This is a genomic window from Martinezella rhizogenes, from assembly GCF_000799715.1.
GTDB lineage: Bacteria > Pseudomonadota > Alphaproteobacteria > Rhizobiales > Rhizobiaceae > Rhizobium > Rhizobium rhizogenes_C.
In genome coordinates this window covers 1,093,972-1,118,809 of record NZ_JUHG01000013.1, presented here as the reverse complement: position 1 = coordinate 1,118,809, position 24,838 = coordinate 1,093,972, and the positions used below count along the sequence as shown (strand labels likewise).

Sequence of the window (24,838 nt, the reverse complement as noted above, 5' to 3'; positions counted from 1 at the left end):
AAAGGAGCTCGATTTTGGACATCTACATCATAGTGGCGCTCGACGTCATCAACGGCACGGCCTCTCTGTTCCTCCTGTGCCTGGGATTGGCGATCATCTTCGGGATGATGAAGATCATCAATCTGGCGCATGGCGAGTTCATCATGCTCGGTGCCTATGCCACGGTTATTTCCGCCAATGCGGGGGTCAATATCTGGATCGCGATGCTGGTCGTAGCACCGCTTTTCGTCGGGCTGGTTGGGCTGGTCGTCGAGCGCTGCCTGATCCGCTTCCTCTATGGTCGGCTGGTCGATTCCATGCTGGCGACCTGGGGACTGAGCCTGCTGATCATCGGCATCGTCACCACGATCTTCGGTAACACCATCCAGGGCGTGCCGACGCCGCTCGGCGGATTTTCCATCGGCGCCTACCGGTCGAGCTATTACACGCTGTTCCTGCTGGCGATGGCGATCATCATGATGGCGCTGGTCTACGCCGTCATGCGCTACACAAGGTTCGGCCTGATCGCGCGCGCCACCATGCAGAACCCGGCTATGGCCAACACGCTCGGGGTCAATCCAGCCCGCGTCTACATGACAACCTTTGCGGCCGGAGCGGCCATTACTGGCCTCGCCGGCGGCCTGCTGGCGCCGGTGTCAGGCGTCACGCCGGTCATGGGCGGGGCCTATGTCGCCAAGGCCTTCATCACGGTTGTCGGCGGCGGCGCCGCAATCCTGTCCGGGACGCTTTCGGCGGCGACCTTGTTCGGCACCATCAACCAGATCGGCGCCTATCTCACAACCCCCGTCTATGGCGAAGTCATCGTCTTCACCTCCGCCATCGTCCTGATCCGGCTGTTGCCCCAGGGTATTTCCGGGCGCTTTTTCAAGGGGAACCTGTGATGACGCGACGTCTTCGCCTGATTGCCCAGACCCTGGCCGTTCTCGTCGCCATTGTCGCCGTCGCCATCGCGCCCGGCCAGCTAGAACTCTTCACATTGATGCAGTTCACGCTGTTTGCCGCCATGGCGGTGCTGTCGCTCAGCCTTGCCTTCATCTGGGGTTTCGGCGGCATCCTGTCCTTTGGACAGACGGCCTTCTTCGGTCTCGGCGGATATGCCTATGCGATCTCCGCCATCAACTTCCAGGATTCCACGCAAGGCATCATGCTGGCGGTGTTCATTCCAGCCGTATTTTCGGCGCTGCTCGGCTACTTCGTCTTCTACGGGCGGATTTCCGATGTCTATCTCGGGGTCATCACCCTGACGGTGACGCTGATCCTATTCAATGTCATCAATTCGACCTCGGGGGACGAATATCACATCGGCACGGCGATGCTCGGCGGCTTTAACGGCATCCCGGCGGTGCCGACCTTCAACATGCCCTTTGACCCCTCAAGCCCGCTGTCGCCGGAGCAGTCATGGTGGGTGACGGGCGGCGCGCTCATAGCCGTCTATCTTCTGCTGCGGCTCATTCTGGCGAGCCCGTTCGGCCGCGTCGTCGTCGCCGTCCGGGAAAACGAGGTGCGTGCTTCCCTGCTGGGCTACGACCCACGGCTGATCAAGCTGGTGACCTTCGTGATCGGCGGTGCGGTCGCCGGATTGGCGGGTGCTCTCTATGTCAATTGGGGTGCCTTCGTCGGCCCGACGATCTTCAGCCTGTCGCTGTCGGCCGAGATCATCATCTGGATCACCATCGGCGGTCTTGGCACTCTGCTTGGCCCTATCATCGGCTGCATATTGATCGAATACGCCGTCGCCGCCATCGGCTCGCAGCAGACCCTGAATTCGAACCTCGTGCTGGGCGCCGTTCTCATTTTCTTCGTCCTGCTGCTGCCCAAGGGGTTGGTGCCGACCGTCCGCGATCTTCTGCTGCGGCTCGTCCCCAAGATCGAGCCGAGATCGGCCAATCCAGCTCAGGAACCCTCCGTCCAGCCTGTGGGAGCCAAGTGACATGCCCGAGCCCACTTTGCTTCTCAAGACCGAACATCTGACCATGCGCTTCGGCGGCGTCGTCGCCAATGACGACATCAACTTTACGCTGGACGAGATGGAACTACGCTGCCTGATCGGCCCGAATGGAGCCGGAAAGAGCACCTTCTTCAAGTCGCTCACCGGCCAGCAGACGCCGACATCGGGGACGATCGCCTTCCGGGGCCAGCCAATCGCGGGAAAGCTCCCGCACGAGATCGCCCGTATGGGGATCGGCATCAAGACGCAGGTTCCAAGCGTCTTCAACGGGTTGAGCGTTCGCGAAAACATCTGGATGGCGGCCCGCCGAAAAGCGACCCCGAGGGGGCTCGCGCCGATGGTGGAGAGCGTGCTGTCCCTGATCCGGTTGAGCGACTTCGCCGACAGGGTCGTTGCGACGCTGTCGCACGGCCAACGCCAATGGGTCGAGATCGGCATGGTGCTTGCCGCCGAGCCGGATCTCATTTTGCTCGATGAACCCGCCGCCGGCATGACCGACGAGGAGACGCTGAGAACAGCGGAGATTATCCGCGACATCAACCAGTCGCGCGCCATTATCGTCGTCGAGCACGATATGGCGTTTATCAAGCTGATCGCCAAGAAGGTCACAGTCTTTCACCAGGGCAAGGTGCTGGTGGAAGACACGATCGACCGCGTGCTCGCCGATCAGAGGGTTCGGGACATCTACCTCGGAAAGAAGGTGGTCGCATGACACAGCTTCTGAGCGTGAAGGACCTGCGATCCGGCTACGGACGGATTCCGATCCTCGCAGGCGTGGATATGGCGATGGAGGAGGGCGAGTTTCTCGGCATCCTTGGCCATAACGGCATGGGCAAGACGACGCTCATGCGTACTCTCATGGGGCATCTGCCGGCAACGGCCGGCATGGTAGAGTTCTCCGGCCGCAACGTGACGGGGATGAAACCCTTCGAGCGGTCGAGGCTCGGCATGGGGCTGGTGCCGCAGGGGCGTGAAATCTTTCCGGAGCTTTCCGTCTATGAAAATCTCCGGATGGGGCTTGTGGCGGCGCGGAAGGAGGACCGATCGATCATCGATACCGTTCTTCAGGATTTTCCGCGTCTCGTGCGCCTGCTCGACCGTCGGGGCGGGGCGCTTTCCGGCGGAGAACAGCAGCTTCTGGCGCTTGCCCGCTGCCTGTGCACCAAGCCGAGGCTCATTCTGCTTGATGAGCCGACTGAGGGCATTCAGCCCTCAATCATCGAGGAGATTATCGAGACGCTGATCGCGCTGAAGAGCCGCTGGAAACTGTCGCTGATCGTCGTCGAACAGAACCTCGAATTCATCACCTCGCTGTCCGACCGGATCCTGCATATCCAGAAGGGACGCATCACCGGTGAAATTGATCGGGATGCTATTCTGTCCGGGGAGGTAGGCATGGCCCCCGTCTAGTTTACCGGAGCCGCCCCGGCTCCGTTCTCACCGAAAATCCGATCTCAAAACGCTTGTCTTCACAAGAAAGGATGACTCATGTCCATTACCCGCCCAACCGTTGCCGATGTTGTCGAGCTGGCCTCCAGCCTGCACATGAACATGTCCACTGAGGAGGCCGCCAGCTATCACTCTTTGATGGGCGGCATGTTCGATGCTTATGATGTGGTCGACTCGCTGCCCAATCCCCTGCCGCCAGCCAAATATCCGCGCACTCCGGGCTACAAGCCGGGCCTTGAGGAAAACAAATACGGGGCCTGGGCCTATAAGAGCGAGGTGAAGGGCGCTTCCGAGGGCAAGCTCAAGGGGCGAACCGTCGCCCTCAAGGACAATGTCGCGCTCGCCGGTGTTCCGATGATGAACGGGTCCACGACGCTTGAAGGCTTCGTTCCGGCGGCCGACGCGACTATCGTCACCCGCATGCTCGATGCTGGCGCGACCATCGTCGGCAAGGCGGTCTGCGAGCATTTCTGCCTCTCCGGCGGTAGCCACACTTCCGATCCAGGCCCGGTGCATAACCCGCATCGCATGGGCTATTCGGCGGGCGGTTCCTCCTCGGGCAGCGCCGCACTGGTTGCGGCCGGCGAAGTGGACATGGCGATCGGTGGCGATCAGGGCGGCTCGATCCGGATTCCGGCCTCCTATTGCGGCATCTACGGCATGAAGGCGACACATGGCCTCGTGCCCTATACCGGCGTCATGCCGATCGAATCGACCATCGACCATACCGGGCCGATGACCGCGACGGTCGCCGACAATGCTCTGCTGCTGGAAGTGCTTGCCGGTGCCGACGGCTTTGATCCGCGCCAATATGCGCCGAAGGTTTCGGCCTATATCGAGGCACTCGGCAAGGGCGTCAGGGGCTTGAAGATCGGCCTGCTGAAGGAAGGCTTTGCCGTGTCGAACATGCAGGAGGCGGTGGCCGACAAGGTGCGGGCGGGTGCCGAACGTCTGGCCGGTCTCGGCGCCGAAATCTCCGAAGTCTCCGTTCCTGATCATCTCAATGCGCTTGCGGCCTGGAACCCGATCACGCTGGAAGGCTTCATGGTGCAGATGATGCACGGCAATGGCATGGGCTTCAATTGGAAGGGGCTCTATGACGTCGGTCTACTGGACGCGCATTCGTCCTGGCGAAACCGGGCGGACGACCTGTCGAAGACCCTCAAGCTGTGCATGCTGGTTGGTCAGTGGGGGCTTACTCATTACCGTGGGCGCTATTATGCCAAGTCCCGCAATATCGCCATTGCGGCGAAGGCTGCCTATGACGTTGTTTTCGGCCAGTATGATCTGCTGCTGATGCCGACCCTGCCTTGCGTGGCAACGAAATTGCCCGAGAAGGATGCGCCGCTCTCCGAGATTATTGAGCGCGCCTTCGAGATGACCGCATCCACCAGCCCCTTCGACGTCACCGGCCATCCGGCCATGTCCTTGCCCTGCGGCCTCGTGGACGGATTACCGGTCGGGCTGATGCTGATCGCCAAGGATTACGACGAGAGCACGATTTATCGTGCGGCCAGCGCGTTTGAGGCAGATGGCGACTGGAGGTCGTTCTGATGCACACCATCAGCGCGATTATCCGGGTCAAGGCCGGTGAGGAAGCGACAATGCGCGACGCGCTGATGGCGGTCGCCTCGCATGTGGCCATGAATGAGCCGGAAACTCTCGGCTTCTTCATTTCCCAGAGCGAGGAGGATCCGTGCCTGTTCACCACCTATGAGCGCTTCGCGGATCGCGCCGCCATGGATCGTCACAATGGGTCGGATGCGGTGGGTGTGTTCTTTGCCATCGCAAGCCCGATCCTGGATGGGCCGGTGACGCTGGTGACGGCGATCGAAGCATCGGCGAAAGCCTGATTTCGACGGTCCCAAAGTGCCGGCGGCGTCGCGTTCGCCGGCACGGGGCAATGCATGGCTGTTTGCCGATTTTCCAACGAAAGAATGGGATGATGTTCGATACGATCATTATCGGTGCGGGCTCCGCCGGCTGCGTGGCGGCCCATCGCCTGAGCGCGGATGTGAAGCGAAAGGTTCTGGTGCTGGAGGCCGGGCGGGATGCGCCGATCGCCTCCGATATCCCGTCCGACTGGGTGACGATGTTCAATACCAGCGCCGACTGGAATTATTACACCGAACCGCAGCTTGGTTGCCGGGGCCGTCGTATCTTCTGGCCACGCGGCAGGATGGTCGGCGGGTCCGGTGCGCTCAATGCCATGATCTACATTCGCGGCCTGCCATCGGACTATGACGCCTGGCAGGCGATGGGTTGCACCGGTTGGGGCTGGCAAGATGTCTTTCCGGCCTTCCTCGCTGCCGAAAGCAATGCCGATTTCCAGGCCGACCCCTATCACGGCAATGAAGGACCGCTTCATGTCGCCAACGTGCCCTATGTCGATAGGCACGAGCGACTCTGGCTCGAAGCCGCCCAGGCGGCGGGCTTCGCCTTCAACCCGGACTTCAATGGCGAGAGCCAGGAGGGGGTCGGGCTCTTCCAGTTCACGATCCGCAATGGCGAACGATGGGGGACCGGCAAGGCCTATCTTCGTCCCGTGCTCGACCGGCCGAACCTGACCTTGAAAAAAGGCGTTCTCGTCACCGGTCTCATCATCGAGAAGGGCCGTGTCATCGGCGTGAACTATCTGGTCAACGGTATTCCCGAGACATCCTTTGCGGCGAGCGAGGTCGTCATGGCGGCCGGTGCCATCGGGACATGCCAGATCATGTTGCTGTCCGGCATCGGCCCGGCCATGGAGCTGGAAGCGGCCGGTGTGACTCCGGTCCATGATCTTCCCGGCGTCGGCAAGGATCTGCAGGATCACCTCAATATCCCGATATCCTTCTACACCAAGGAACCGATGGGGATCGGGGCGTGGACAGAGGAAACCCTCGAAGACAGTTTTGCGGAGTGGCGTGATCATCGAAGCGGCATCCGCACTTCGCCCTGGGTGGCGGCAGGTGCCCATGTCTGTAGCCGGGAAGGTGTCGAGCCCGATCTCCAGCTTTACGGCGCCATCAGCCCGCATCGCGACTATGCCCGTTTCCTTGGCGGTCGTTCCGGCATCACCGCTCATTGCGTTCTCCAGCGGCCGAACAGCCGGGGCGAGATCAGGCTGCGTTCGGCCGACCCCACCGAGCATCCGGCGATCGATCCGAAATACTTCATCTCCGATCCTGACGGGACGGATCTTGCGACGATGGTCGCCGGCGTGCGGATCAACCGCGATATCCTCGCCCAATCGCCGATGAGGGAGCTCATCGACTATGAGCTGACGCCGAGCGCGGAGTGTAAGACGGACGCCGAGATCGCCGATTATGTCCGGGGGCACATGACGACGCTCTACCATCCTTCCAGTACCTGCCGGATGGGCGTCGACAGGCTCGCCGTAACAGATCCCGTCACGATGAAGGTGCACGGCCTCGAAGGTCTGCACATCGCCGATGCTTCCGCCATTCCGAAAATGGTGTCCGGCAATCTCAATGCGCCGACGATCATGCTTGCCGAACGCGCCTGCCAGAAAATACTTGCGGCCTGAGGAGAACGAAAATGACCGCTGTTTCCATCAACACGACATGGCACCAAAAGGCCGAAAAATTGAAACTTGAGGGAGGGTTGTTCATCGACGGGACGCTGCTGCCGGCAAGATCCGGCAAGCTGTTCGAAAGCATCAATCCGGCGAACGGCACGGTGATCGCCGAAGTGGCCCAGGGTGATGCCGCTGATATCGATCGCGCCGTCGCATCCGGCCTGAAGGCCTTCAAGTCCGGTGTCTGGTCGCGAAAGGCGCCGCGCGAACGCATGGCCGTGATGCTGCGCTTTGCCGATCTTATCGAGGCGCATCGCGAGGAGTTCGCGCTGATCGACACCATGGACATGGGCAAGCCGATCAGCGAGATGCTGAACGTCGATATTCCACTGGCAGTCCTTTGCTTCCGGTTTACCGCCGAATGCATCGACAAGGTGCAGGGAAGCGTAGGCGCCACCTCCCCGGATATCCTTTCCTATGTGCTGCGCCAGCCGCTTGGGGTCGTCGGGTGCATCGTGCCCTGGAATTATCCGTTGCTGATGACGTCGTGGAAGATCGCTCCCGCGCTGTCGGCCGGCAATTCGGTGGTGCTCAAGCCGGCCGAGCAGTCACCGCTGTCGGCCATTCTTCTTGCCCGTCTTTTCGTCGAGGCGGGAGGCCCCGAGGGCGTGCTCAACGTCGTCAACGGCTTCGGACCGGAGGCCGGCAAGGCGCTCGCGCTTCATCGCGACGTCGAGAAGATCGCCTTTACCGGCTCGGTCGAGATCGGCAAGCTGATGATGGTCTATTCCGGCCAATCGAACCTCAAGAAGGTCTCGACCGAATGCGGTGGCAAATCTCCGCATGTGATCATGGCCGACGCCACCGATCTCGAGGCGGCCGCCTCCTGGGCGGCCATGGGCATTTTCGGGAACCAGGGCGAGGTTTGCTGCGCCGGCTCGCGCATTCTCGTGGAACGCAAGATCCTCAAGGACTTCACCGATCTCTTCCGCGAAAAGGCCGAGATGGGCTATCGACCAGGCGATCCATTGAATCCTGATACCAGCATGGGGCCGCTGGTGGATTTCGGCCAACAGAAGCGGGTGTTGAACTATATCGGCATCGGCAAGCAGGCTGGCGCGGAATGCGTGCTCGGCGGCGGCATTCCGGCAGGGCTGGAAAGGGGCGCCTTCGTTTCACCGACAATCTTCACCGGCGTCAACAACCAGATGACCATCGCCCGCGAGGAGATCTTCGGTCCTGTCGCCAGTATCATCGCTTTCGATGGCTTCGAGGAGGCGGTCTCGATCGCCAACGACACCAGCTTCGGCCTTGCCGCGGGCATCTGGACCTCCGACCTCGGCAAGGCGCACCGTTTCGCGCGCGATGTCGAAGCCGGGATGGTCTACATCAACAGCTATATGACCGGCGACATGCAGCTTCCCTTTGGTGGCTGGAAGGAAAGCGGTAATGGCCGGGACAAATGCATGGATGCGCTCAATTCCTACACCCAGACCAAGGGTGTCTGGGCGACGGTCGGGTAGGCGCGCGCGTGAACGGGCAATCGGCTCCGCATCATTGACATCTTACCAGATGTGGAAGCGGAAACGTCCGGCTTTCACCGCAATGCGGAGTTCACGATATTGCAAAGGCCGGTTCGGACCGCATTGTTCGAGGTGACCTGGCCAGCCTGAATATCGAATATCGCGTCGACGCGCACTCCGGCGCCGATTTGACGTGCGACCACTCTGAGGGTCTGAATTCTGCCGGACCCCGTGGTTTCCTGATAGGCGTCGATGGCTGAAAGGTCCCGGTCGATCTCGATGCCAGAAAATCCCTCTGCCGCAACGGCCTGGGCAAGCGTTTTCAGCACCGTTGCCGCCTTTGCCTTCGGGAGTTCCTGCCAGGTCTTGTAGCTGACAGCCGTGATCATCGGCACTCCGCTCGTCTTGAAATTGCTTTCGCATGACGCGGCTTCAACCACGCTGGCGGACATGGTGAAAGCAATCAGCATTCCAACAACTCGTTTCATAGTCGCATCCCGGACGATTTTTCGAATGTCGGGAATGTTGCAATAAATACGGTATTAGTAAAGTCAGTTTTTCGCTACCTGGTTGTGCTTCTCTGATGTTTAAGGGATGCAATCGCGCCTAGAGGCCGGCGAGCGCCGCGTCGATACCGTCCATCACCTCCTGCGGCAGCGGGCCTTTCTGCAGCGCCCCGGCATTTTCCTCCACCTGGGCGACGGTCCGGAAGCCGGGTATCGGCAATGTGCGGCTGGAGCGCGCCCAGAGCCAGGCAAGTGCACCCTGCGTCAGCGTACGTCCATCTACGGTCAGCAGGTTGCGCACCGCGTCCAGCCGCGCCGCAAATTCCGGCGCGATCTTGCCATCCTTGAAATAGACCATCCAATCAAGGCTCGCGCCGCGTACATCCTTTGCGCCGACGGTCTTTTCAGCCGTGAACTTGCCGGTGAGAAGTCCCATGGCCAGCGGGCCTCGATTGATAGAGATCAGGCCGTTCTTTTCGATCACATCGATCATGTCGGGAACCGGCTCGAAGACGTTCATCGTGTGCTGTACGGAAACAAAACCCTTCCGCGCTGCATGCCGGGCGGCGCGATCCGAGTGATCGGTACTCCAACCGAATGCATCGATCTTGCCTTCAGCTTTCAGGGCTTCAAGCGTTTCAAAGACCTCGTCGGATGCCTCCAGCGGAAAGTCGTTCAGGTGAAACTGCAAAAGATCAAGCCGCTCGCGCTTCAGCCTCTTCAGTGATGTCTCGGCGGATTGGCGAATGAAGGCGGGATCGGCGAAGGCACCCGTCGCCTGCTTGCTGTCCTCGTCGGTTGCGAAACCGAACTTCGTCGCGATGACAATATCGTCGCGATTGCCAATCGCGCGGCCGACGACCTTCTCGGAATGTCCTGCCCCATAGTTCGAAGCGGTATCGAAGAAGCGGATGCCGAGATCGACGGCACGATGAATGGCGCGGATCGATTCATCGTCGTCGACCTCTCCCCAGCCAAGCGGCACTTCGCCCGCGTAGAACGGGCCGCCGATCGCCCAGCAGCCCATGCCGAGCCGCGGAATCTCGCGTCCGCTCCAGAGACTGATGGTCGTAGCATTCTCGGGTTTCGTCAGCATTACATCGTCCTCGATCTTCTGTTGTTAAAGACGAGATAGGGATGACAGAGCGGACTGTATACCGCCAAATTCGCGGCATATTTTTCACCGGTGAAAAACAGCGGTTCAGGCGGAGAGTTTGTCACAAAAAATAGCAACGCTGTAGCGCAGGGATCCAGCGGCTTGAGCACGGTTCACAACCCGGAAAATTCCAGTTCCCGCTGGCTCAAAATCTGGGAGCGGGTCAAATGCTAGAATGGACAACTTAACCGAAGTGCATCATGGCCGGCTTTGAAGGTAGGAGATCAGCCTCCTTCTTGCAGATGCGACCTTTAGCCCAAACGGGCGAGCATCTATCTTTCGGCTTTAATGGCTCCGCGCCGTTGACATCGCGCAAGCATATTTTGCGGAAGCGCGATGAGTAGACCTGAGCAATATCCGGAAGCTCTATCTCCTTCTTCGAAACAACTCGCCTTTGCCTTCGAGACTTGATTCCATCCCGGCCAGACGCAGCATGTGCCACGCGAGCGCATGATTGCTCGATGTTACCGGCTTGCCGAGCTTCTTCTCCACAACCTCGACAATTCGTGCAACACGCAGGCTGGTGCAAGATACGAAAACTGCATCGCATTCGTCGGACGCGCCAATGTCGAGAATGGCGCGCTCGATCGACTCCGGCGTAATGCGTGCAACGATATTGTCATCAGCCTCGTTGAACGAGCCCATGACCGGTATTTCCATGCCGCGCGCCATCAGCGAGGCGCGCAGCGAATGATTGATGTCAGGAAGATATGGTGTCAGAAGCGCGATGCGGGAGGCGCCCAGTGCCTTGAACGCCGCGCGAGCCGCGGTAACGGGATCCGTCACCTGAACGCCGGGAAGAACGTCATGCACGCGCTCGGCAATCCGGCTTTCACCGATGACCAGAGCGCCAGACGTGCAGGCAAAGCCGATGACATCGAATTCGACGTCTGGAAGCAGGCCGACCGTTCCGGGGATTTCATCCGACATCTTGATCAGATTTTCAGGGGTGATTTGCACGTCGCTATAGAGACGTGCGCCATAAAGCGCGACGTCGCGAAGCGGCAAGGCAAAGCGAAACTCGTCCTCGATCGTCTGGTCTGTTCGCAGGACGAGCAGGCCAAGGTTCGCATGGGTCCCGATTCCGTCATCGGTGGCGAAACCGATATGTTCCTTGTTGAGGACGAGGATATCTGAGAGTTCAGCTGTGTTTGTCGACATGGGGTCTCTCCCGTTTAGATGTGTTTTCGTTGAACTATGATCTATTAGTGAGGGGCGTCGCCGCCGAGGTAGAGCGATCGCATGGCGGGGTCCGCGAGCAGATCGGCCGCGTTGCCATGCAGCGCGACATTGCCGAGCGACAGCACATAGGCGGTGTCGGAGATGTGCAACGCTTCGAAGGCATTCTGCTCGACCATCAGAATGCAGATCCCGTCGCGGGTCCGAATGGTTCTGATGGCCTCGAACACCTCGTGCATCATTCGCGGTGACAGCCCGGCAGAGGGTTCGTCGAGCAAAAGGATACTGGGGTTGGCAATCAGGGCTCTCGCCAACGACAGCAACTGGCGCTCGCCGCCCGACAAAGCCGAGGCACGCTTGTTTTTCTTGATGGCAAGGGAGGGATACTGGACCATCAGCTCGTCGAAGCGATGGTTCCTGTCGACCTTTTGCATCTGGCGTGCGCCAAGCAATATGTTCTCGGAGACAGACAGGGTCGCAAACACATTGTCGGTCTGAGGAACAAAGCCGACGTGGTGGTGGCGGATCTTGTCGTGGGTCGGCAGGTGGGTGACGGTTTCGCCCGACATTTTCACCTGGCCCGCGCGCGGACGAACAAAGCCCGCAACGCATTTGAGGAGCGTCGACTTCCCACAGCCGTTCGGACCGAGGATCGTGACGATGCGTTGGGGGTCGGCGCGAAGGCTGATGCCGTTCAGAATATCCGGGCCATCGCCGTAGCCGGCCCTGATGTTGTCGACTTCGATCATGCATAGGCCCTCTTGTCACGGGCTCCGCCGAGATAGGCTTCGACGACGCTGGAATTAAGCGTGAGTTCGGCAGGCGCGCAGTCCGCGATGACTTTGCCACGGTCAAGGACCACGCAGCGGCCGCAGAGTTCGCGGATGAAATGCATGTCGTGCTCGATGATCAGCAGCGTCACGCCTTGGGCATTGACCTTGCGGAGCAGTTGCACCATGTGCTGACGCAATGATGGATGCACGCCCGCTGTCGGCTCGTCCAGGCAAACGAGCCTTGGGTTCGTGCGCAGGGCAAGTGCGATGGACAGAAGCTTCTTCTGGCCACCTGACAAGGATCCAGCCGGCAGGTCGCGAACGTGATCCAGTGCGAGTTCGCTGAGCAATCTTTCGACGTCGCTGGCATCGAAGCGGCTCCTGGCGAAAAGGCTGCGAAAACCCGATCCTTCCGCCTTGCCTGCCTGCAACACCTCAGCGACCGTCATTCGTCGTGGCATGGACGGCAGCTGGAACGTCCGCACGAGCCCTTTTCGCGCGATCCTGTCGACCACTGTCGAGGTTATGTCCTCGCCCGCGAAGATCACAGAACCGGCACTGACTCTTGAGAAGCCCGAGATCACGTTGAGCAAGGTACTTTTTCCGCATCCGTTCGGCCCAAGAAGGCCAACAACTTCGCCCGCGGTCATCTTGATATCGATGCCTCTCAGAACCTGGTTCTCGCCGAATGATTTCGAAACATCTGCGATATGGAGAAGGTTTTCAGACAAGTTTCGCCCCTCCGATCCTTTCGGGAACGAGGCCGGACTGACGCCACAGCATGAAGGCGATCAGCCCGCCGCCGATCATGGCAAGGCGTGCCGCCGCGACGAACTCCGTCGGCAAGCCGACAAGATCCTTGAAGAAGGGGATGAAGGAAAAAATGAACTGAAGGAGAAATGCGCCAACAATCGCACCGCGATGATTGCCGATGCCGCCGATGATGACCATCGCCCAAATCAGGAATGTCTCCGAACTCACAAGCTGTTCAGGTGCCACGAACGAAATGTAGTGAGCAAAGACGAAGCCTGCGCTGGCGGCCACCAGTCCGGACAGGATCATGCATTCGCGTCGCAGCGCCGCTACATTGTAGCCGAGCGAAAGGGCCAATTGCGGCTCTTCCCTGCTCATTTTCAGGCCGAGGCCATATCGCCCGTCCGTGAGCCATCGGCACAGAAAGTACGCGCCGACGAGAAGTGCGGCGCACGAAGATAGAATTGCAACTTGCTGCGTCCGGCCGGCGAGGCTCGGGAAAAGGGACGATACCGCACTGATCCCCTGCGCGCCGCCGGTGAACCATCCTTCGTTGTTGACGATGATGCGGATGACCTCGGCAAGGGCGAGTGTCGCCATGCCCCAGTAATCCTCCTGGAGATTGCGCCCAATGGCAGCGAAAGCCCACCCCACGAGGACTGCAAACCCTGCAGCGATGAGGATCCCCGATGCGAAGCCGAGGTCGTATTTATAGGCGAGCCCGGCACCATAGGTGCCGCAGCCGAAGAGCGCGACCTGGCCGAAATTCATCAGGCCACCGAAGCCCGATTGCAGATTGAGGCTGAGGGCCACCAGGCCGTAGAGGCAGGCAAGGATCGTGACATGGATCAGGAAATCAAACACGCTTCACCTCGCTGACAAAGAGGCCGCGCGGCCGCCAGATCAATGTGACCACCAGGAGGACGAAAGATCCTGCCGTGGCATAGGCGGCGGGCATGAAGAGCAGGTCTCGCCCGAAGGCAGGACCGAAATTGATATCGGTGATCAGCGTCTCCGCCAGGGCGATGACGACGGCGCCGGCGGCAGCCCCGAGCGGGTTGCCCAAACCACCGAGAATGGCCGCGGAAAATACCGGAAGCAGCAGGTCGAGACCCGTTTGAATGTTGATCTCGCCCTTCAGGGTCAGGCAGATGCCGCCAAGGGCTGCAAGCATGCCGCTGATCAGGACCACGGCATTTCTGGTGCGCCGCGTATCGATTCCTGTTGCCTCGGCAAGAAGCCCGTTGGTGGCGGTCGCCCGCATGCATCGTCCAAGATCCGTGCGAAAGAGCAAAAGGGCAAAGCAGAGGATCGCAACCGTGGTGATCGAAAGCGAGGTAAGCTGGTTCTCGGTCATTCGGGCACCAAGAACCCGGAATGGGCGCGTGATCGGAAGGCTGAAGCGGGTCGGGTTTGGACCGATGGCCAGCAGGAACACAGCCGACGCAAGCATGCTGACGGCAAGCGATCCGATCATGGCCGTCGACGAACTGATCTTCAGCATGCGATTGAAGAGAAGCTCGTTGAGCGCGACGGCGGCAACGCCGACGCAGAGGACGGCAATGATGGCGGCGACACCGATCGGCATCCCGCTCTTTTGCAGAACCAGGGCGATAAAAGCTCCCGAGGCGGCATACTGTGCCACCGCAATGTTCGGAAATTTCATCAGGGAGTAGATCGCGCTCATTCCGACCGCGATCAGAACCAGGTCGCTCGCCCGCATCAGGACATCGACGACAAATTGAACCATGTGCTTGACCCCTGTCACGCTTACAAAAATAGAAGGTCGGATGCGGCGGCCGTGCAGCCAATCGGCCGTCGCATCGCTTCAAGTCAGTTGGTGACGGGCTTGCCTGCTGCGATCTTGAGCTTCAGGTAGGGCTGGGCTGAACGCTGGTTGTGGTCGTCGAAGGTGATCGGCCCGGTGACGCCTTGATAATTCTTGCCGATCTCGGCCAGCGCGACATTGATCTTGGCGGGTTCCGTGGACTTCGCCTTGTCGATTGCCGCAGCCACCATCATGACGCCGTCATAGGCAAAGCCGTTATAGGTCGAGGTGAAGTCGCTCTTGAATTTCGCCGTATAGGACTTCTGATAGTCCGCGCCGCCGGTACCGATATAGTTCAAGTCCATGCCGATCTGGCCCTCAACATATTGCGGCGCGCTGTCGGCGGTGCACATCGTCAGGTAAAGCGCATACCAGGGCGTCTCATTCAGGCCGAGTTCGAAGGACTCGCGATTGATAGTTGCCGACTCCTTGCCGTAAGCGGAATAGACATAGACGTCGGGCTTGCTCTTTTCGAGCTGCTGAAGTTCAGGCCGGTACGTGGTCTGACCTTCGGTATAGAGGATCGAGGATGTTACCGCTCCACCGAGCGCCTTGAACTTGGTGGAGAAGGCGTCAACGATGCCTTGGCCGTAGGCATTGTTCGGCGCGATGATCGCAACCTTCTTCGCGCCGGACTTGAAGACGTCTTCGGCTCCGAAGGCTCCCGACACGTTGTCGAGACCGATGACGCTGAACGAGCTCTTGCCCAAGTCGCGGATCTTGATACTGGAGCTGCCGATGTTGATATGCGTGCGGCCCTGTTGCAGAAGATAGTCGGCGACTGGGATGGTGATGCCTGACGAGAATTCACCAAGGACCACCGGCACGTTGTCGACGGTGACCAGCTTCTTCGCGGCAGTCAGCGCAGTGACGGCGTTGCCAGCCGAATCCTCGGTCACGATCTTCAAGGGCTGCCCCATGACGCCGCCCGCCGCATTGATCTTGTCAACCGCAAGCTCCATCCCGCGGCGTTGATCCTCACCTTGCGTCGCGCTTGCACCCGACAGCGGAAGAATGGCGCCGATCACGATATCCTGCGCGGTTGCGGGTCCCGCCAGCGCGGCCAGCACAATACCAAAACTCAGCAGTTTCTTCATTGCAATTCCCCTTCTCGTTATGGCTTCTCTTAATTGTCGACAATACAAACGACAATATTTGTGGCTGTCAAGTGCGATCGAGTATTTTTTACTCGCGCCTATAATTTACTCATTTCGCCTAGGGAAATGCGCGTTAATTGCCGGAAATAACGGATTTTAGTTCTTTGAAGTTATGTTCCATCGTACGTCGCCACTTTTTTGGTAAATGGTGGTATTGACAAATTGGCGAGCCTCTTCGTAATTGTCGACAATATAAACGACAGATGTAGAGGCGCAAATGAGAGCTTTGATATTGGGCGGTGGCGTCGTCGGCATCAGTACAGCCTATCAACTTCAGCAGGAAGGCTACGACGTCACGGTACTGGAGAAGGCCGAGAGGGTGGCCGAGGGAGCAAGCTTTGGAAATGCGGGAATGATCGCGCCTGGCCATTCCTTCGTCTGGTCGTCGCCGAAGGCCCCGATGACCCTGCTGAAATCTCTCTACCTCAAGGATCAGGCGCTGCGCTTCAAACTGTCCGCCGATCCGCATCTCTGGGTCTGGTCGTGGAAGTTCCTGATGCAGTGCACGGCGCAAAAGGCGCGGCGCAACACGCTGCTCAAGCATCGCCTTGCCGTACACTCCCAGGCCGTGCTCCAGTCGGTGGTGGCGAAAGAAGGCATTGAATACGATCGCACCTCGAGCGGTATCCTCTATTTCCATCGTAGCCAGTCCGCCCTGGATCAAGGCGTCAAAAACATGGAACTGCTGGCCTCCGACGGCCAGGACATCCGTGTGATCGATGGGGACGAAGTCGTGCGGCGCGAGCCGGCGCTGGCATCGTCGCGGGGAAAGATTGCCGGCGGCATTCTATGCCCGAGCGACGAGACAGGCGATTCAGCGAAGTTCACCCGTGCCCTTGCCAGCTTGGTGCAGACGCGCGGCGGTAAAATCCTGACCGGCACGACGATCACCGCCCTCGAGAAAGCTGGCGATGCCATCACGCGCGTATTGACGGACAGGGGCGACTATAAAGCGGACGTCTACGTTCTGTGCCTTGGGTCCGAAAGTCCAATTCTTGCACGCAGCATCGGGCTTGATCTGCCGATCTATCCGATCAAGGGATATTCGTTGACCATTCCGGTCACGGACCCGGATCTTGCCCCCAAGCTGCCGGTTCTTGACGAGCATAATCTTGTTGGGATCACGCCCATGGGAGACCGTATTCGCGTGACCGCGACCGCTGAATTTGCGGGTTACGACCGAAGCCACAAGCCTTCGGATTTCGCCTTCATGAAGAAGGTTACTCAGGAGCTTTTTCCCAGGGGCATCGCCTATGACCGGGCCGAGATGTGGGCGGGATTGCGACCGATGACGCCCGACAATCTGCCTGTTCTTGGTCGGCGCACATTCAAGAATCTCTGGCTGAACACCGGACACGGCCATATCGGCTGGACAATGTCGCACGGCTCGGCCGCCATCATCGCCGATCTTGTCGCCGGCCGGCCCGCACCCATTCCGCTCGACGGAATCATCGAGGCTGAGCACCGCGCACCGCTGCAGCTCTCCGAAATCTCCTACCAGTTATAAAGGAAACGAACATGACCGCTATTCAACGCATTGGCGCCGCGCAACGGATGTCTCAAGCCGTCGCTTATGGAAACATGGTCTTTCTCGCCGGGCAGGTGGCGCTGCGTGCACCCGGCGCGTCCGTGAGCGAACAGACAAAAGATATTCTGGCAAAGACCGACGAGCTGCTGGCTGAAGCCGGCACCGACAAGACGAAGCTTTTGTCCGCGTCGATCTGGCTTTCAGACATTGCCACCTTTGGTGAAATGAACGAAATCTGGGACGCATGGGTCGCCCCCGGCGGAGCGCCGGCACGCGCCTGCGTCGAATCGAAGCTTGCCGCTCCCCAGTTCACGGTCGAGATTTCCGTGATCGCCGCCATCTGACCAAATGCGGTGTGTCGCAGTGTGGCGCACCGCCCCATCCTGTTGACTTTAAAGGATTGCTTGGCCCAATGATCCCACACGAAAAGCAGATCGATCAGGAGGGGCATGCCGTGTTGGAAGCCAAGGCAATCAAGACCGGGCCACGGATCTATGAGGAGATCCGGCGCATGGCGATGGAGTATCGCTTCAAGCCGAACGAGCGCATCAATGAGGTCGAGCTTGCCGCGCGCATGAATGTCAGCCGCAGCCCCATTCGCGAAGCCTTGCAGCGTCTTGTCACGGAAGGCCTGATCACGTTCCAGCCAAACCGCGGCTTCTTCTGCCGGGGCTTCGATGTCGACGAGGTCATCAATCTTTCGGATGTTCGATGCCTGCTGGAAGAGCGCGCGGTGGTTCTTGCGGTCAGGCGTGCCAGCGATGAGGAACTCAGGGCTCTTGTGGATTGGTGGCAGGCAACGGCCGCGCGAGCGGACGCCCTTTCCAGCGCGGATCTGACAAGCAAGGACGAGGAATTCCATATGCGCATCGCGAAGATGTCCGGCAACCCGGAGCTTGCGCGGATGATCGAGGGGATCAACACGCGCATCCATTTTGTCCGACAGATCGAAGTGGAGAAACACCGGAGACTGTCGACGACCTATACGGAACATACCGACATCGCACGAGCGATGGCCGTCCGCGATGCGGAACGCGCCTCACGCATCATGCGCGATCATATTAGCATCAGCGTCGCCGATGCCGTGTCCTCAGTCAAGGAAGGTCTCGCCCGAATATTCATGCGGGCGGATTGAGCAGCCCATGAGCGTATCCGATGCAGTTGCGCCAGAACATAGCTGGCATCGATACGGTCATCTCGCCGTGGTCTACGTCGTGTGGGGAAGCACCTATCTGGCGGTCAAGATATGCGTGAGCGGCCCGTCCGCAGTATCTCCCCTTCAGCTTCAGACCTGGCGCATGTGGATGGCGGGCATTCTGCTGATCGGCCTATCGTTTTTCTCGGGCAATCTGCCATCGAAGATCAGAATCCGGGACCTGCTGACCTGTTGCTTCACCGGAGCGCTGATGTGGGTTTCTGGAAACGGACTGGCGACATTGGCGTCGCGTCACGCCACATCCGGCTTCATCGTGATGGCAATGGGGATGATCCCCGTCTGGACAACGTTGATCACCAGCATCATGAACAGGGCGCTTCCATCGTCCGCCATGATTCTTGGATTGTTTGCGGGCATCATCGGGCTGGGTTTCGTCATCGTGCCGCCGGCCCTGTCTTCAGAGGTTTCTTCCGTTCAGCAAGGCTATGCTGTCTCGACCGCCCTGATCCTCTGCGCGGCCGGCCTGACGTGGTCGCTCGGCTCTGTCCTGCAGCAGCCACTGCTTGGCCGACTGGCGCCGACCACCGCCGCAGGCATCCAGATGCTATCGGCCGCACTTGTGTTGACGGCAATCGTCGAAGCGCGGGCGGACCCACTTCTTCCCCAGTTCGGTTTAACGACGAACCAGATCGCCGCATTCCTGTTTCTGGTCGTTTTCGGATCGGCGATATGCCTTGTCTCCTATATTAAGGTGATCAAGTCCTTCAATCCGACGATCGCTTCGACCTTCGCCTACGTAAATCCTCTTGTCGGTGTCGCACTGGGATGGACATTCCTGGGAGAGCTTCCGGAGACGGTCGCTTCGCTCGGCATGGCTCTCATTTTGTTCGGCGTCTTCCTTGTCGTTGCAAGGCCTTCGAAACGCTTGGCAGCTTCTGCGGGCTAGTCCAACACACAGCTCTGGCCACCCGCAGGCGTTTCGCGGTGATTAGGTCGCTACTGTCTCCGTGGCGCAGATAAATGACCTCGACCGGAACAGCCCCCCCTGGCACCTTTTTCAAGGCGCCGGTGAGCAACTACCATAGGACACTGTAAACTTAGCGGCACGGCCCGCAGGAAAGGGATATCTTAGGCACGAGAAAGTCATATCCTCGACAGACGAGATATCCGTCACTCGAACCCACTAGCGACCCGGAGCTCTCGCCTTCTTGGGTGCCGAAATACCGCTTTCCCGCTCAAGCTTTTTGCGAGCGAGTTTACGGACGCGCCTGATACCCTCGGCCTTTTCACGAGCACGCTTCTCGGAGGGCTTTTCAAAACGCTCCCGAAGTCGGGCCTCGCGGAAAACGCCTTCGCGCTGTAATTTCTTCTTCAAAAAACGGAGCGCTTGCTCAACGTTGTTGTCACGTACCAGAACTTGCATTCCAAACTCCCAGGATCACCGATGCGCCTCATTAGATCTATGTGCATTGATGATCAAGTCTTTGGAAGACAGTTTGCCTAGATTTTCTATCGCAATTGCTCGAATTCTTTGAAAAGTCTGAAAGACGGATGCCGTTTTTGATCACCTCCTCATGATTTCCGGAAGGTGACAATCCTTATATTTTACGCTCGCGCACGGTCCCATCGTGGATCCTCCTGGAACAACTTTCGCGAAATTTCGTCCGCCGATACGGGTCTGCCGACCAAGTATCCTTGAAGCTGGTCGCATCCGGCATCGCGCAATACCGCTGCTTGTTCAGCAGTTTCAATGCCTTCGGCGGTTACGGGAATCCCCAGGGCCGTGGCCAGGGAGATCGTCGCACGCAGAACATCGGCTCCATTTCCTGCTTCCTCGACCGCGGATACGAGCGAGCGGTCGATCTTCATACGGTCAAACCCGAATTGCCGTAGCGCGCCTATGCTGGCATAACCGCATCCGAAGTCATCGAGCGCGAACCTTATACCGATGCTCTTGAGCTGGTCGATCGACCGGCGAGCCTGATCCGGATTGGTGATGAGGACGCCCTCCGTAATTTCCAAGGTAAGACGAGCGGGATCGAAAGCGAAATCCTTCAAAACAGTGATCACCTGCGCGCCGAAGTCCGGATTGCACAGTTGAATTGGCGACACATTGACCGAAAGTGTCAGGCCGTTCCAGTTTTGCGCGTGAGCAACCGACCTTCGCAGCATGTGGATGCCCAAAGCGTCGATCAGACCGGATTTTTCAGCAAGCGGTATGAAGACCTCGGGGCTGATGTTTCCTGCCGCGCTAGGCCAACGCGCCAAGGCTTCAAGGCCAATGATAACTCCTGTCGACGCAGATACCAGAGGCTGAAAAGCCGGTTCGATTGCCTCGCTATTGATGGCATTTCTCAATTCGCCTTCCAGTTCGGCGATCCGCTGGCGATCCCGGTCGAGCTCCGGATTATATGCGACGGCATGGCCTTTTCCGTTTTCCTTGGCACGATACAGGGCCATGTCGGCCCTGCGCAGAAGTTCCAAGGGTGCTATATTTGGGGCACTGGCCGCCGCGCCGATACTGGCTCCGGCTTCGATTGTTCTCCCGTCGAGTTTGAAAGGCTCCGCAAACAGCCCAAGAATTGCTTCTTCCACTTCTTCGTATGCTGAGACCCCGATTTGCACCAACGCGAACTCATCGCCGCCGAGCCTTGCGGCGGCAATGATTTCGGGATGACAGCTTGGCAACGCTCTGGCGATGATGCGGATCAGGTCATCCCCGACGGCATGCCCCCAGGCATCGTTGACCGCCTTGAAGCCATCGAGATCAATCAGGTAAAGGGACATTGGCGTACCACCTGAATTATTCAGGTGGTCGAGTGCGTTCAGAAGCCCATGCCGGTTGAGCAAGCCGCTCAGGCTATCGTGACTGGCTTCGAAACGAGCGCTCTCCGCAAGCTCGCGCAGGCGCCGCGCCTCGGACGTGCCGGCAAAAAGAACGCCACCCAGGAACAGAACAAGGATGACGACGGCTGTCGCAATATAAGGATAGACCTTGTGGAATACGGCGGTTCCGGGTGCGACGCTGGGCCAGACGAGATATGCGATCGCCGCGCCGTTTATATCTTTGACAGGAGTATTGAGGAGACCTTGCATAGGCGCAGGTGCAAGATGCAATCCCTCAAGCTCGTGCTCGCCTGATAATGTATCGAGAACCTCAGGCGTCAGTTCTTTATAAAAGCTCAACACGCTGAGCTTCGGGAGAATTGCGTCTGCCGTGAAAGGCTGGATCGCCTGCGACGCCACAACGGCAACGCCGCTTTCCGTCTTCAAAAAGTTTATGATAGGGTCCTGCCTGGGACCGGCGGCGGCTTCGATTTGGCGATCGAACGCTTCTCCGAAAAGATCACGAGGCTGGACGGGCTTGCCCTTCGCATAGGCGGAGACTACGGCTCCGTCCGGACCGATCACGATCACGCCATCATAAAGAGGATAGTTCGCGCTGGTCTTGCCCCAGTTTGTATAGGCCCAGTCTGCGGCGGCCGCGGAGCCGATCGCGGTATAGGCATCGTCCCATACGGCATTATCCGTTGTGGTTCCGCTGAGACGTGAGACGAATGCTGCTACCCCGGCTTGTGCCGCACGGCCGGCCCGGGCATCATCCATTTCATTCGCAGAGCGTGTCATGGTGGCAACGACATGTGCCACAAGACCTGACAGCAAGAGCGCGACCACAAGGAAGCAAGCCGTTACGGCAAGCACTGAAGATGTCTGGGCATGCGCATGCCCAGTTGCGCGATGGGGCAACATGAAAAGTCCGAGATACAAATTTGGGGATCATGTCGGCGTGACTGCAGGAGACATCATGTCCGCAATGCGCTGCATCCGCAATCTATCTGCCGATCGTGTAGGCGCAATTAAAGGGCGTGGTTAATTCCAGCGCAAGAGATGACGAATGCCTAATTTAAGGAATAGGCGACAAAGGCAACAGAATTTGATAGATTTATGGCTACCGGTTGCGGTTTGACGTGTCGGTAAAAATTTGCCGGGCGTCTTTGCATCGTCAGCCGGATTGTGGCGGAGGAGAGATGCTATGGCGGCGTTCCATGTCATGGCCGGTGCGAGCGGCGAATTTACGCGCCCGGAAGTCCGGAAGATAGGCCTCGTGGATCTTGTCGATGCGCTGAGGCTGGGACTTGATGACTTTAGAGAGAAACCATCCCACTACGTTTTTCTCTGTCTTATGTATCCGATCGCGGGCATCTTTCTGGTCATGTGGAGCTCCGGTGCTGACCTGCTGCCGCTGCTTTATCCTTTGATGTCGGGCTTTGCGCTGGTTGGTCCGATTGCTGCCCTTGGCCTATATGAAATCAGCCGGCGCCGCGAACAGGGACTGGATAGCTCATGGCATCACGCGCTGGAGGTTCGTCACTCTCCGGCGTTGCCGTCGATCATTGCGGTGGGCCTCATGCTGCTTGCGCTTTTCGTCGCCTGGCTGATTGTCGCACAGCGCATCTATACCATGACCTTCGATGAGGCCGGTCTAACCTCGATCTCGACCTTCCTGTCAGACGTACTGACGACCCCGCGAGGCCTCTCGCTTATATTTTGGGGAAACCTGGCCGGTTTCGTTTTCGCAATAGTTGTACTGGCGACGACGGTGGTGGCCTTCCCGTTGCTGCTGGACCGGGATGTCGGCGCAGTCGCAGCCGTGGACGCGAGCATACATGCTACGCTTGCCAATCCAGGGCCGGTTGCGCTTTGGGGATTGATCGTCGCGTCGCTGCTCGTTGTCGGTACGATCCCGATTTTCGTAGGCCTTGCGGTCGTCATGCCTATTCTTGGGCATTCGACCTGGCACCTATATCGCAAATTGATCGCGCCTGCCTATCCGAACCGGACGCCTTGAATTTGTAAAGGAAGTCTACTTCGAGAACGGCTCCAAGCCGTTGCGACCCGCTTGACGACCTTGCTTTGGTTGGAACAGCGACGGAGGGAATGAGGATTGCCATGTCTTATCGTTTTCTTTCGATCTGTCTGCTTTTCGCCATTGCTTCACCACTCGTTGCCGTTGCGCAGGAAGGTGACGCTACGGCAGGAGCCACCGTTTTCAAGAAATGCGCCATTTGCCATGTAGCCGAAACGGACCAGAACAAGGTCGGCCCCTCGCTGAACGGTCTGTTCGGGAGAACGGCGGGAACCCATCCGAATTTCGCCTATTCGCCCGCAATGCAGCAGGCGGGCAAGGGTGGCCTCGTATGGGACGAGACGTCGCTCCGCGACTATTTGCACGACCCCAAGGCGAAGGTGAAGGGCACGAAAATGACCTTCGTCGGGGTGAAGGACGATACCGAGATCACCAATCTGATCGCCTATCTGAAGCAATACTCCAAATAGCGAGATGCCAGGTGTGAACGAGCTGCTTCTCAACATCGCCGAGCGGGTCGGCGACGTCGACGCGCACCGCCTGGTTTGCCGGGACGAACCGCTGCCTTTGCTACAATTGCCCATGCGACTTGTTCATGAGATAATACTAAAGCGTTTCGCGATGGGATTGTGAAAATATTCGGCGCCTGGTCAGGAGGAGACGATGGCTGTCGTATTAATTCTCGTTCTGCTGGTGGTGGGATCGATCGCGTTCCATCTACTCAGCCCATGGTGGTGGACGCCGATCGCATCGAACTGGAGCTACATCGACAACACGATTGTCATCACGTTCTGGATCACCGGCTTCGTTTTCACGGCAGTCGTGTTGTTCATAGCCTATTGCATCTTCCGCTTCAGGCACCGTCCGGGAAACCGGGCGGCATACCAGCCCGAAAACAAGCGGTTGGAATGGTGGCTCGCAGGAGGAACCGCGATCGGCGTGGCTGCGATGCTCGCACCGGGCCTGATCGTGTGGAAACAGTTCGTCACGGTCCCGGCCGATGCAAGCGAGGTCGAGGTCGTCGGGCAGCAATGGCAATGGAGTTTCCGGCTGCCGGGAGCGGACGGACGCCTCGGTCGGTCGGACACCCGCGATGTTACCGCGGATAACCCGCTCGGTTTGAACAAAAGTGATCCCGCCGGGATGGACGACGTCATCATCGAAGGTGGCGAATTGCATTTGCCCGCCGGCAAGCCGGTCAAGATGCTTCTGCGCTCGATCGACGTCGTGCACGATTTCTACGTACCGGAATTCCGGGCCAAAATGGACATGATCCCCGGCACGGTCACCTATTATTGGTTCACGCCAACGCGGACGGGGAACTTCGAGGTACTCTGCGCAGAACTGTGTGGCGTCGGTCATCCGCAGATGCGCGGCACAGTCATCGTCGACACCGAGACCGCCTATCAAGCCTGGCTGCAGCAACAGCCGACTTTCTCAAAATCGTTGGCGTCGGCGGAAAAGTAAGTGCCATGCGCACCTGAGGAGGAAGGCC

25 protein-coding genes are annotated in these 24,838 nt (G+C 58.9%); 15 read left to right on the top strand and 10 right to left on the bottom strand.

Annotation, left to right across the window (positions count from 1 at the left end; genetic code table 11):
* Nucleotides 1-14 precede the first annotated feature (14 nt).
* The 8 genes from EX00_RS17065 to EX00_RS17030 all read left to right on the top strand — a co-directional run bounded on the left by EX00_RS17065 (nt 15) and on the right by EX00_RS17030 (nt 8,440).
* Nucleotides 15-881 (top strand): branched-chain amino acid ABC transporter permease, encoded by an 867-nt coding sequence (locus EX00_RS17065; RefSeq protein WP_047460045.1) that lies wholly within the window; start codon nt 15-17, stop codon nt 879-881.
* On the top strand, nt 881-1,930 hold the full coding sequence (locus tag EX00_RS17060) for an ABC transporter permease subunit (protein WP_047460042.1): 1,050 nt from the start codon (nt 881-883) through the stop codon (nt 1,928-1,930). Before EX00_RS17065 ends, EX00_RS17060 begins: the two co-directional genes overlap by 1 nt.
* 1 nt (nt 1,931) lies before the next feature.
* Nucleotides 1,932-2,660 carry an ATP-binding cassette domain-containing protein gene (locus tag EX00_RS17055; protein ID WP_047460040.1) on the top strand — a complete coding sequence of 243 codons (729 nt, stop codon included), beginning with the start codon at nt 1,932-1,934 and terminating at the stop codon, nt 2,658-2,660.
* Nucleotides 2,657-3,358, top strand: coding sequence for an ABC transporter ATP-binding protein (locus tag EX00_RS17050; protein ID WP_047460038.1), 702 nt, complete (start codon nt 2,657-2,659; stop codon nt 3,356-3,358). The genes EX00_RS17055 and EX00_RS17050 overlap by 4 nt, the downstream gene beginning before the upstream one ends.
* Before the next feature lie 78 nt (nt 3,359-3,436).
* Nucleotides 3,437-4,951, top strand: a complete 1,515-nt coding sequence (locus EX00_RS17045) for an amidase (RefSeq protein ID WP_047460035.1) — start codon at nt 3,437-3,439, stop codon at nt 4,949-4,951.
* Entirely contained in the window at nt 4,951-5,250 is a 300-nt protein-coding gene (locus EX00_RS17040) for a putative quinol monooxygenase (RefSeq protein ID WP_047460032.1), read from the top strand. The genes EX00_RS17045 and EX00_RS17040 overlap by 1 nt, the downstream gene beginning before the upstream one ends.
* Nucleotides 5,251-5,342: 92 nt before the next feature.
* Nucleotides 5,343-6,926, top strand: a complete 1,584-nt coding sequence (locus EX00_RS17035; protein WP_047460497.1) for a GMC family oxidoreductase — start codon at nt 5,343-5,345, stop codon at nt 6,924-6,926.
* Between the two features lie 11 nt (nt 6,927-6,937).
* Nucleotides 6,938-8,440: an aldehyde dehydrogenase gene (locus tag EX00_RS17030; protein ID WP_047460029.1), complete on the top strand. Its 1,503-nt coding sequence runs from the start codon at nt 6,938-6,940 to the stop codon at nt 8,438-8,440.
* Nucleotides 8,441-8,514: 74 nt separating this feature from the next.
* Here EX00_RS17030 and EX00_RS17025 read toward each other — a convergent pair whose 3' ends face one another.
* From EX00_RS17025 to EX00_RS16990, 8 genes are all read right to left on the bottom strand, one after another.
* A complete protein-coding gene (locus EX00_RS17025) occupies nt 8,515-8,928 on the bottom strand; it encodes a hypothetical protein (protein WP_047460027.1) in 414 nt (137 codons plus the stop codon).
* A 118-nt stretch (nt 8,929-9,046) separates the two neighbouring features.
* On the bottom strand, nt 9,047-10,042 hold the full coding sequence (locus EX00_RS17020; protein WP_047460023.1) for an aldo/keto reductase: 996 nt from the start codon (nt 10,040-10,042) through the stop codon (nt 9,047-9,049).
* Between the two features lie 426 nt (nt 10,043-10,468).
* Nucleotides 10,469-11,263: a maleate cis-trans isomerase family protein gene (locus tag EX00_RS17015; protein WP_047460020.1), complete on the bottom strand. Its 795-nt coding sequence runs from the start codon at nt 11,261-11,263 to the stop codon at nt 10,469-10,471.
* Between the two features lie 44 nt (nt 11,264-11,307).
* Nucleotides 11,308-12,030, bottom strand: a complete 723-nt coding sequence (locus tag EX00_RS17010; RefSeq protein WP_047460018.1) for an ABC transporter ATP-binding protein — start codon at nt 12,028-12,030, stop codon at nt 11,308-11,310.
* Nucleotides 12,027-12,785 (bottom strand): ABC transporter ATP-binding protein, encoded by a 759-nt coding sequence (locus EX00_RS17005; RefSeq protein WP_047460015.1) that lies wholly within the window; start codon nt 12,783-12,785, stop codon nt 12,027-12,029. The genes EX00_RS17010 and EX00_RS17005 overlap by 4 nt, the downstream gene beginning before the upstream one ends.
* Nucleotides 12,778-13,671 carry a branched-chain amino acid ABC transporter permease gene (locus tag EX00_RS17000; protein WP_047460012.1) on the bottom strand — a complete coding sequence of 298 codons (894 nt, stop codon included), beginning with the start codon at nt 13,669-13,671 and terminating at the stop codon, nt 12,778-12,780. Before EX00_RS17000 ends, EX00_RS17005 begins: the two co-directional genes overlap by 8 nt.
* Nucleotides 13,664-14,557: a branched-chain amino acid ABC transporter permease gene (locus EX00_RS16995; protein ID WP_047460010.1), complete on the bottom strand. Its 894-nt coding sequence runs from the start codon at nt 14,555-14,557 to the stop codon at nt 13,664-13,666. Before EX00_RS16995 ends, EX00_RS17000 begins: the two co-directional genes overlap by 8 nt.
* Before the next feature lie 83 nt (nt 14,558-14,640).
* Complete coding sequence (locus EX00_RS16990; RefSeq protein ID WP_047460007.1) at nt 14,641-15,732, bottom strand: ABC transporter substrate-binding protein; 1,092 nt, start codon at nt 15,730-15,732, stop codon at nt 14,641-14,643.
* A gap of 277 nt (nt 15,733-16,009) precedes the next feature.
* Here EX00_RS16990 and EX00_RS16985 point away from each other — a divergent pair, with 277 nt between their 5' ends.
* The 4 genes from EX00_RS16985 to EX00_RS16970 all read left to right on the top strand — a co-directional run bounded on the left by EX00_RS16985 (nt 16,010) and on the right by EX00_RS16970 (nt 19,422).
* A complete protein-coding gene (locus EX00_RS16985) occupies nt 16,010-17,299 on the top strand; it encodes a D-amino acid dehydrogenase (RefSeq protein ID WP_047460005.1) in 1,290 nt (429 codons plus the stop codon).
* Between the two features lie 11 nt (nt 17,300-17,310).
* Nucleotides 17,311-17,664 carry a RidA family protein gene (locus tag EX00_RS16980; RefSeq protein WP_047460002.1) on the top strand — a complete coding sequence of 118 codons (354 nt, stop codon included), beginning with the start codon at nt 17,311-17,313 and terminating at the stop codon, nt 17,662-17,664.
* Between the two features lie 68 nt (nt 17,665-17,732).
* Nucleotides 17,733-18,455: a GntR family transcriptional regulator gene (locus EX00_RS16975; protein WP_080761265.1), complete on the top strand. Its 723-nt coding sequence runs from the start codon at nt 17,733-17,735 to the stop codon at nt 18,453-18,455.
* A gap of 7 nt (nt 18,456-18,462) precedes the next feature.
* Complete coding sequence (locus tag EX00_RS16970; RefSeq protein ID WP_047460492.1) at nt 18,463-19,422, top strand: DMT family transporter; 960 nt, start codon at nt 18,463-18,465, stop codon at nt 19,420-19,422.
* A gap of 237 nt (nt 19,423-19,659) precedes the next feature.
* Here the strand turns inward: EX00_RS16970 and rpsU are convergent, their stop codons facing one another.
* On the bottom strand, nt 19,660-19,899 hold the full coding sequence (rpsU, locus tag EX00_RS16965) for a 30S ribosomal protein S21 (RefSeq protein ID WP_012759925.1): 240 nt from the start codon (nt 19,897-19,899) through the stop codon (nt 19,660-19,662).
* A 182-nt stretch (nt 19,900-20,081) separates the two neighbouring features.
* Nucleotides 20,082-22,226 (bottom strand): bifunctional diguanylate cyclase/phosphodiesterase, encoded by a 2,145-nt coding sequence (locus tag EX00_RS16960; protein ID WP_047460489.1) that lies wholly within the window; start codon nt 22,224-22,226, stop codon nt 20,082-20,084.
* 283 nt (nt 22,227-22,509) lie between these two features.
* Between EX00_RS16960 and EX00_RS16955 the strand changes: the two genes are divergently transcribed.
* The 3 genes from EX00_RS16955 (at nt 22,510) to EX00_RS16945 (ending at nt 24,810) form a co-directional block, all read left to right on the top strand.
* Nucleotides 22,510-23,325: a DUF2189 domain-containing protein gene (locus EX00_RS16955; RefSeq protein WP_047459996.1), complete on the top strand. Its 816-nt coding sequence runs from the start codon at nt 22,510-22,512 to the stop codon at nt 23,323-23,325.
* Between the two features lie 101 nt (nt 23,326-23,426).
* Entirely contained in the window at nt 23,427-23,813 is a 387-nt protein-coding gene (locus EX00_RS16950; RefSeq protein ID WP_047459994.1) for a c-type cytochrome, read from the top strand.
* A 193-nt stretch (nt 23,814-24,006) separates the two neighbouring features.
* A complete protein-coding gene (locus EX00_RS16945) occupies nt 24,007-24,810 on the top strand; it encodes a cytochrome c oxidase subunit II (protein WP_047459991.1) in 804 nt (267 codons plus the stop codon).
* Nucleotides 24,811-24,838 lie beyond the last annotated feature (28 nt).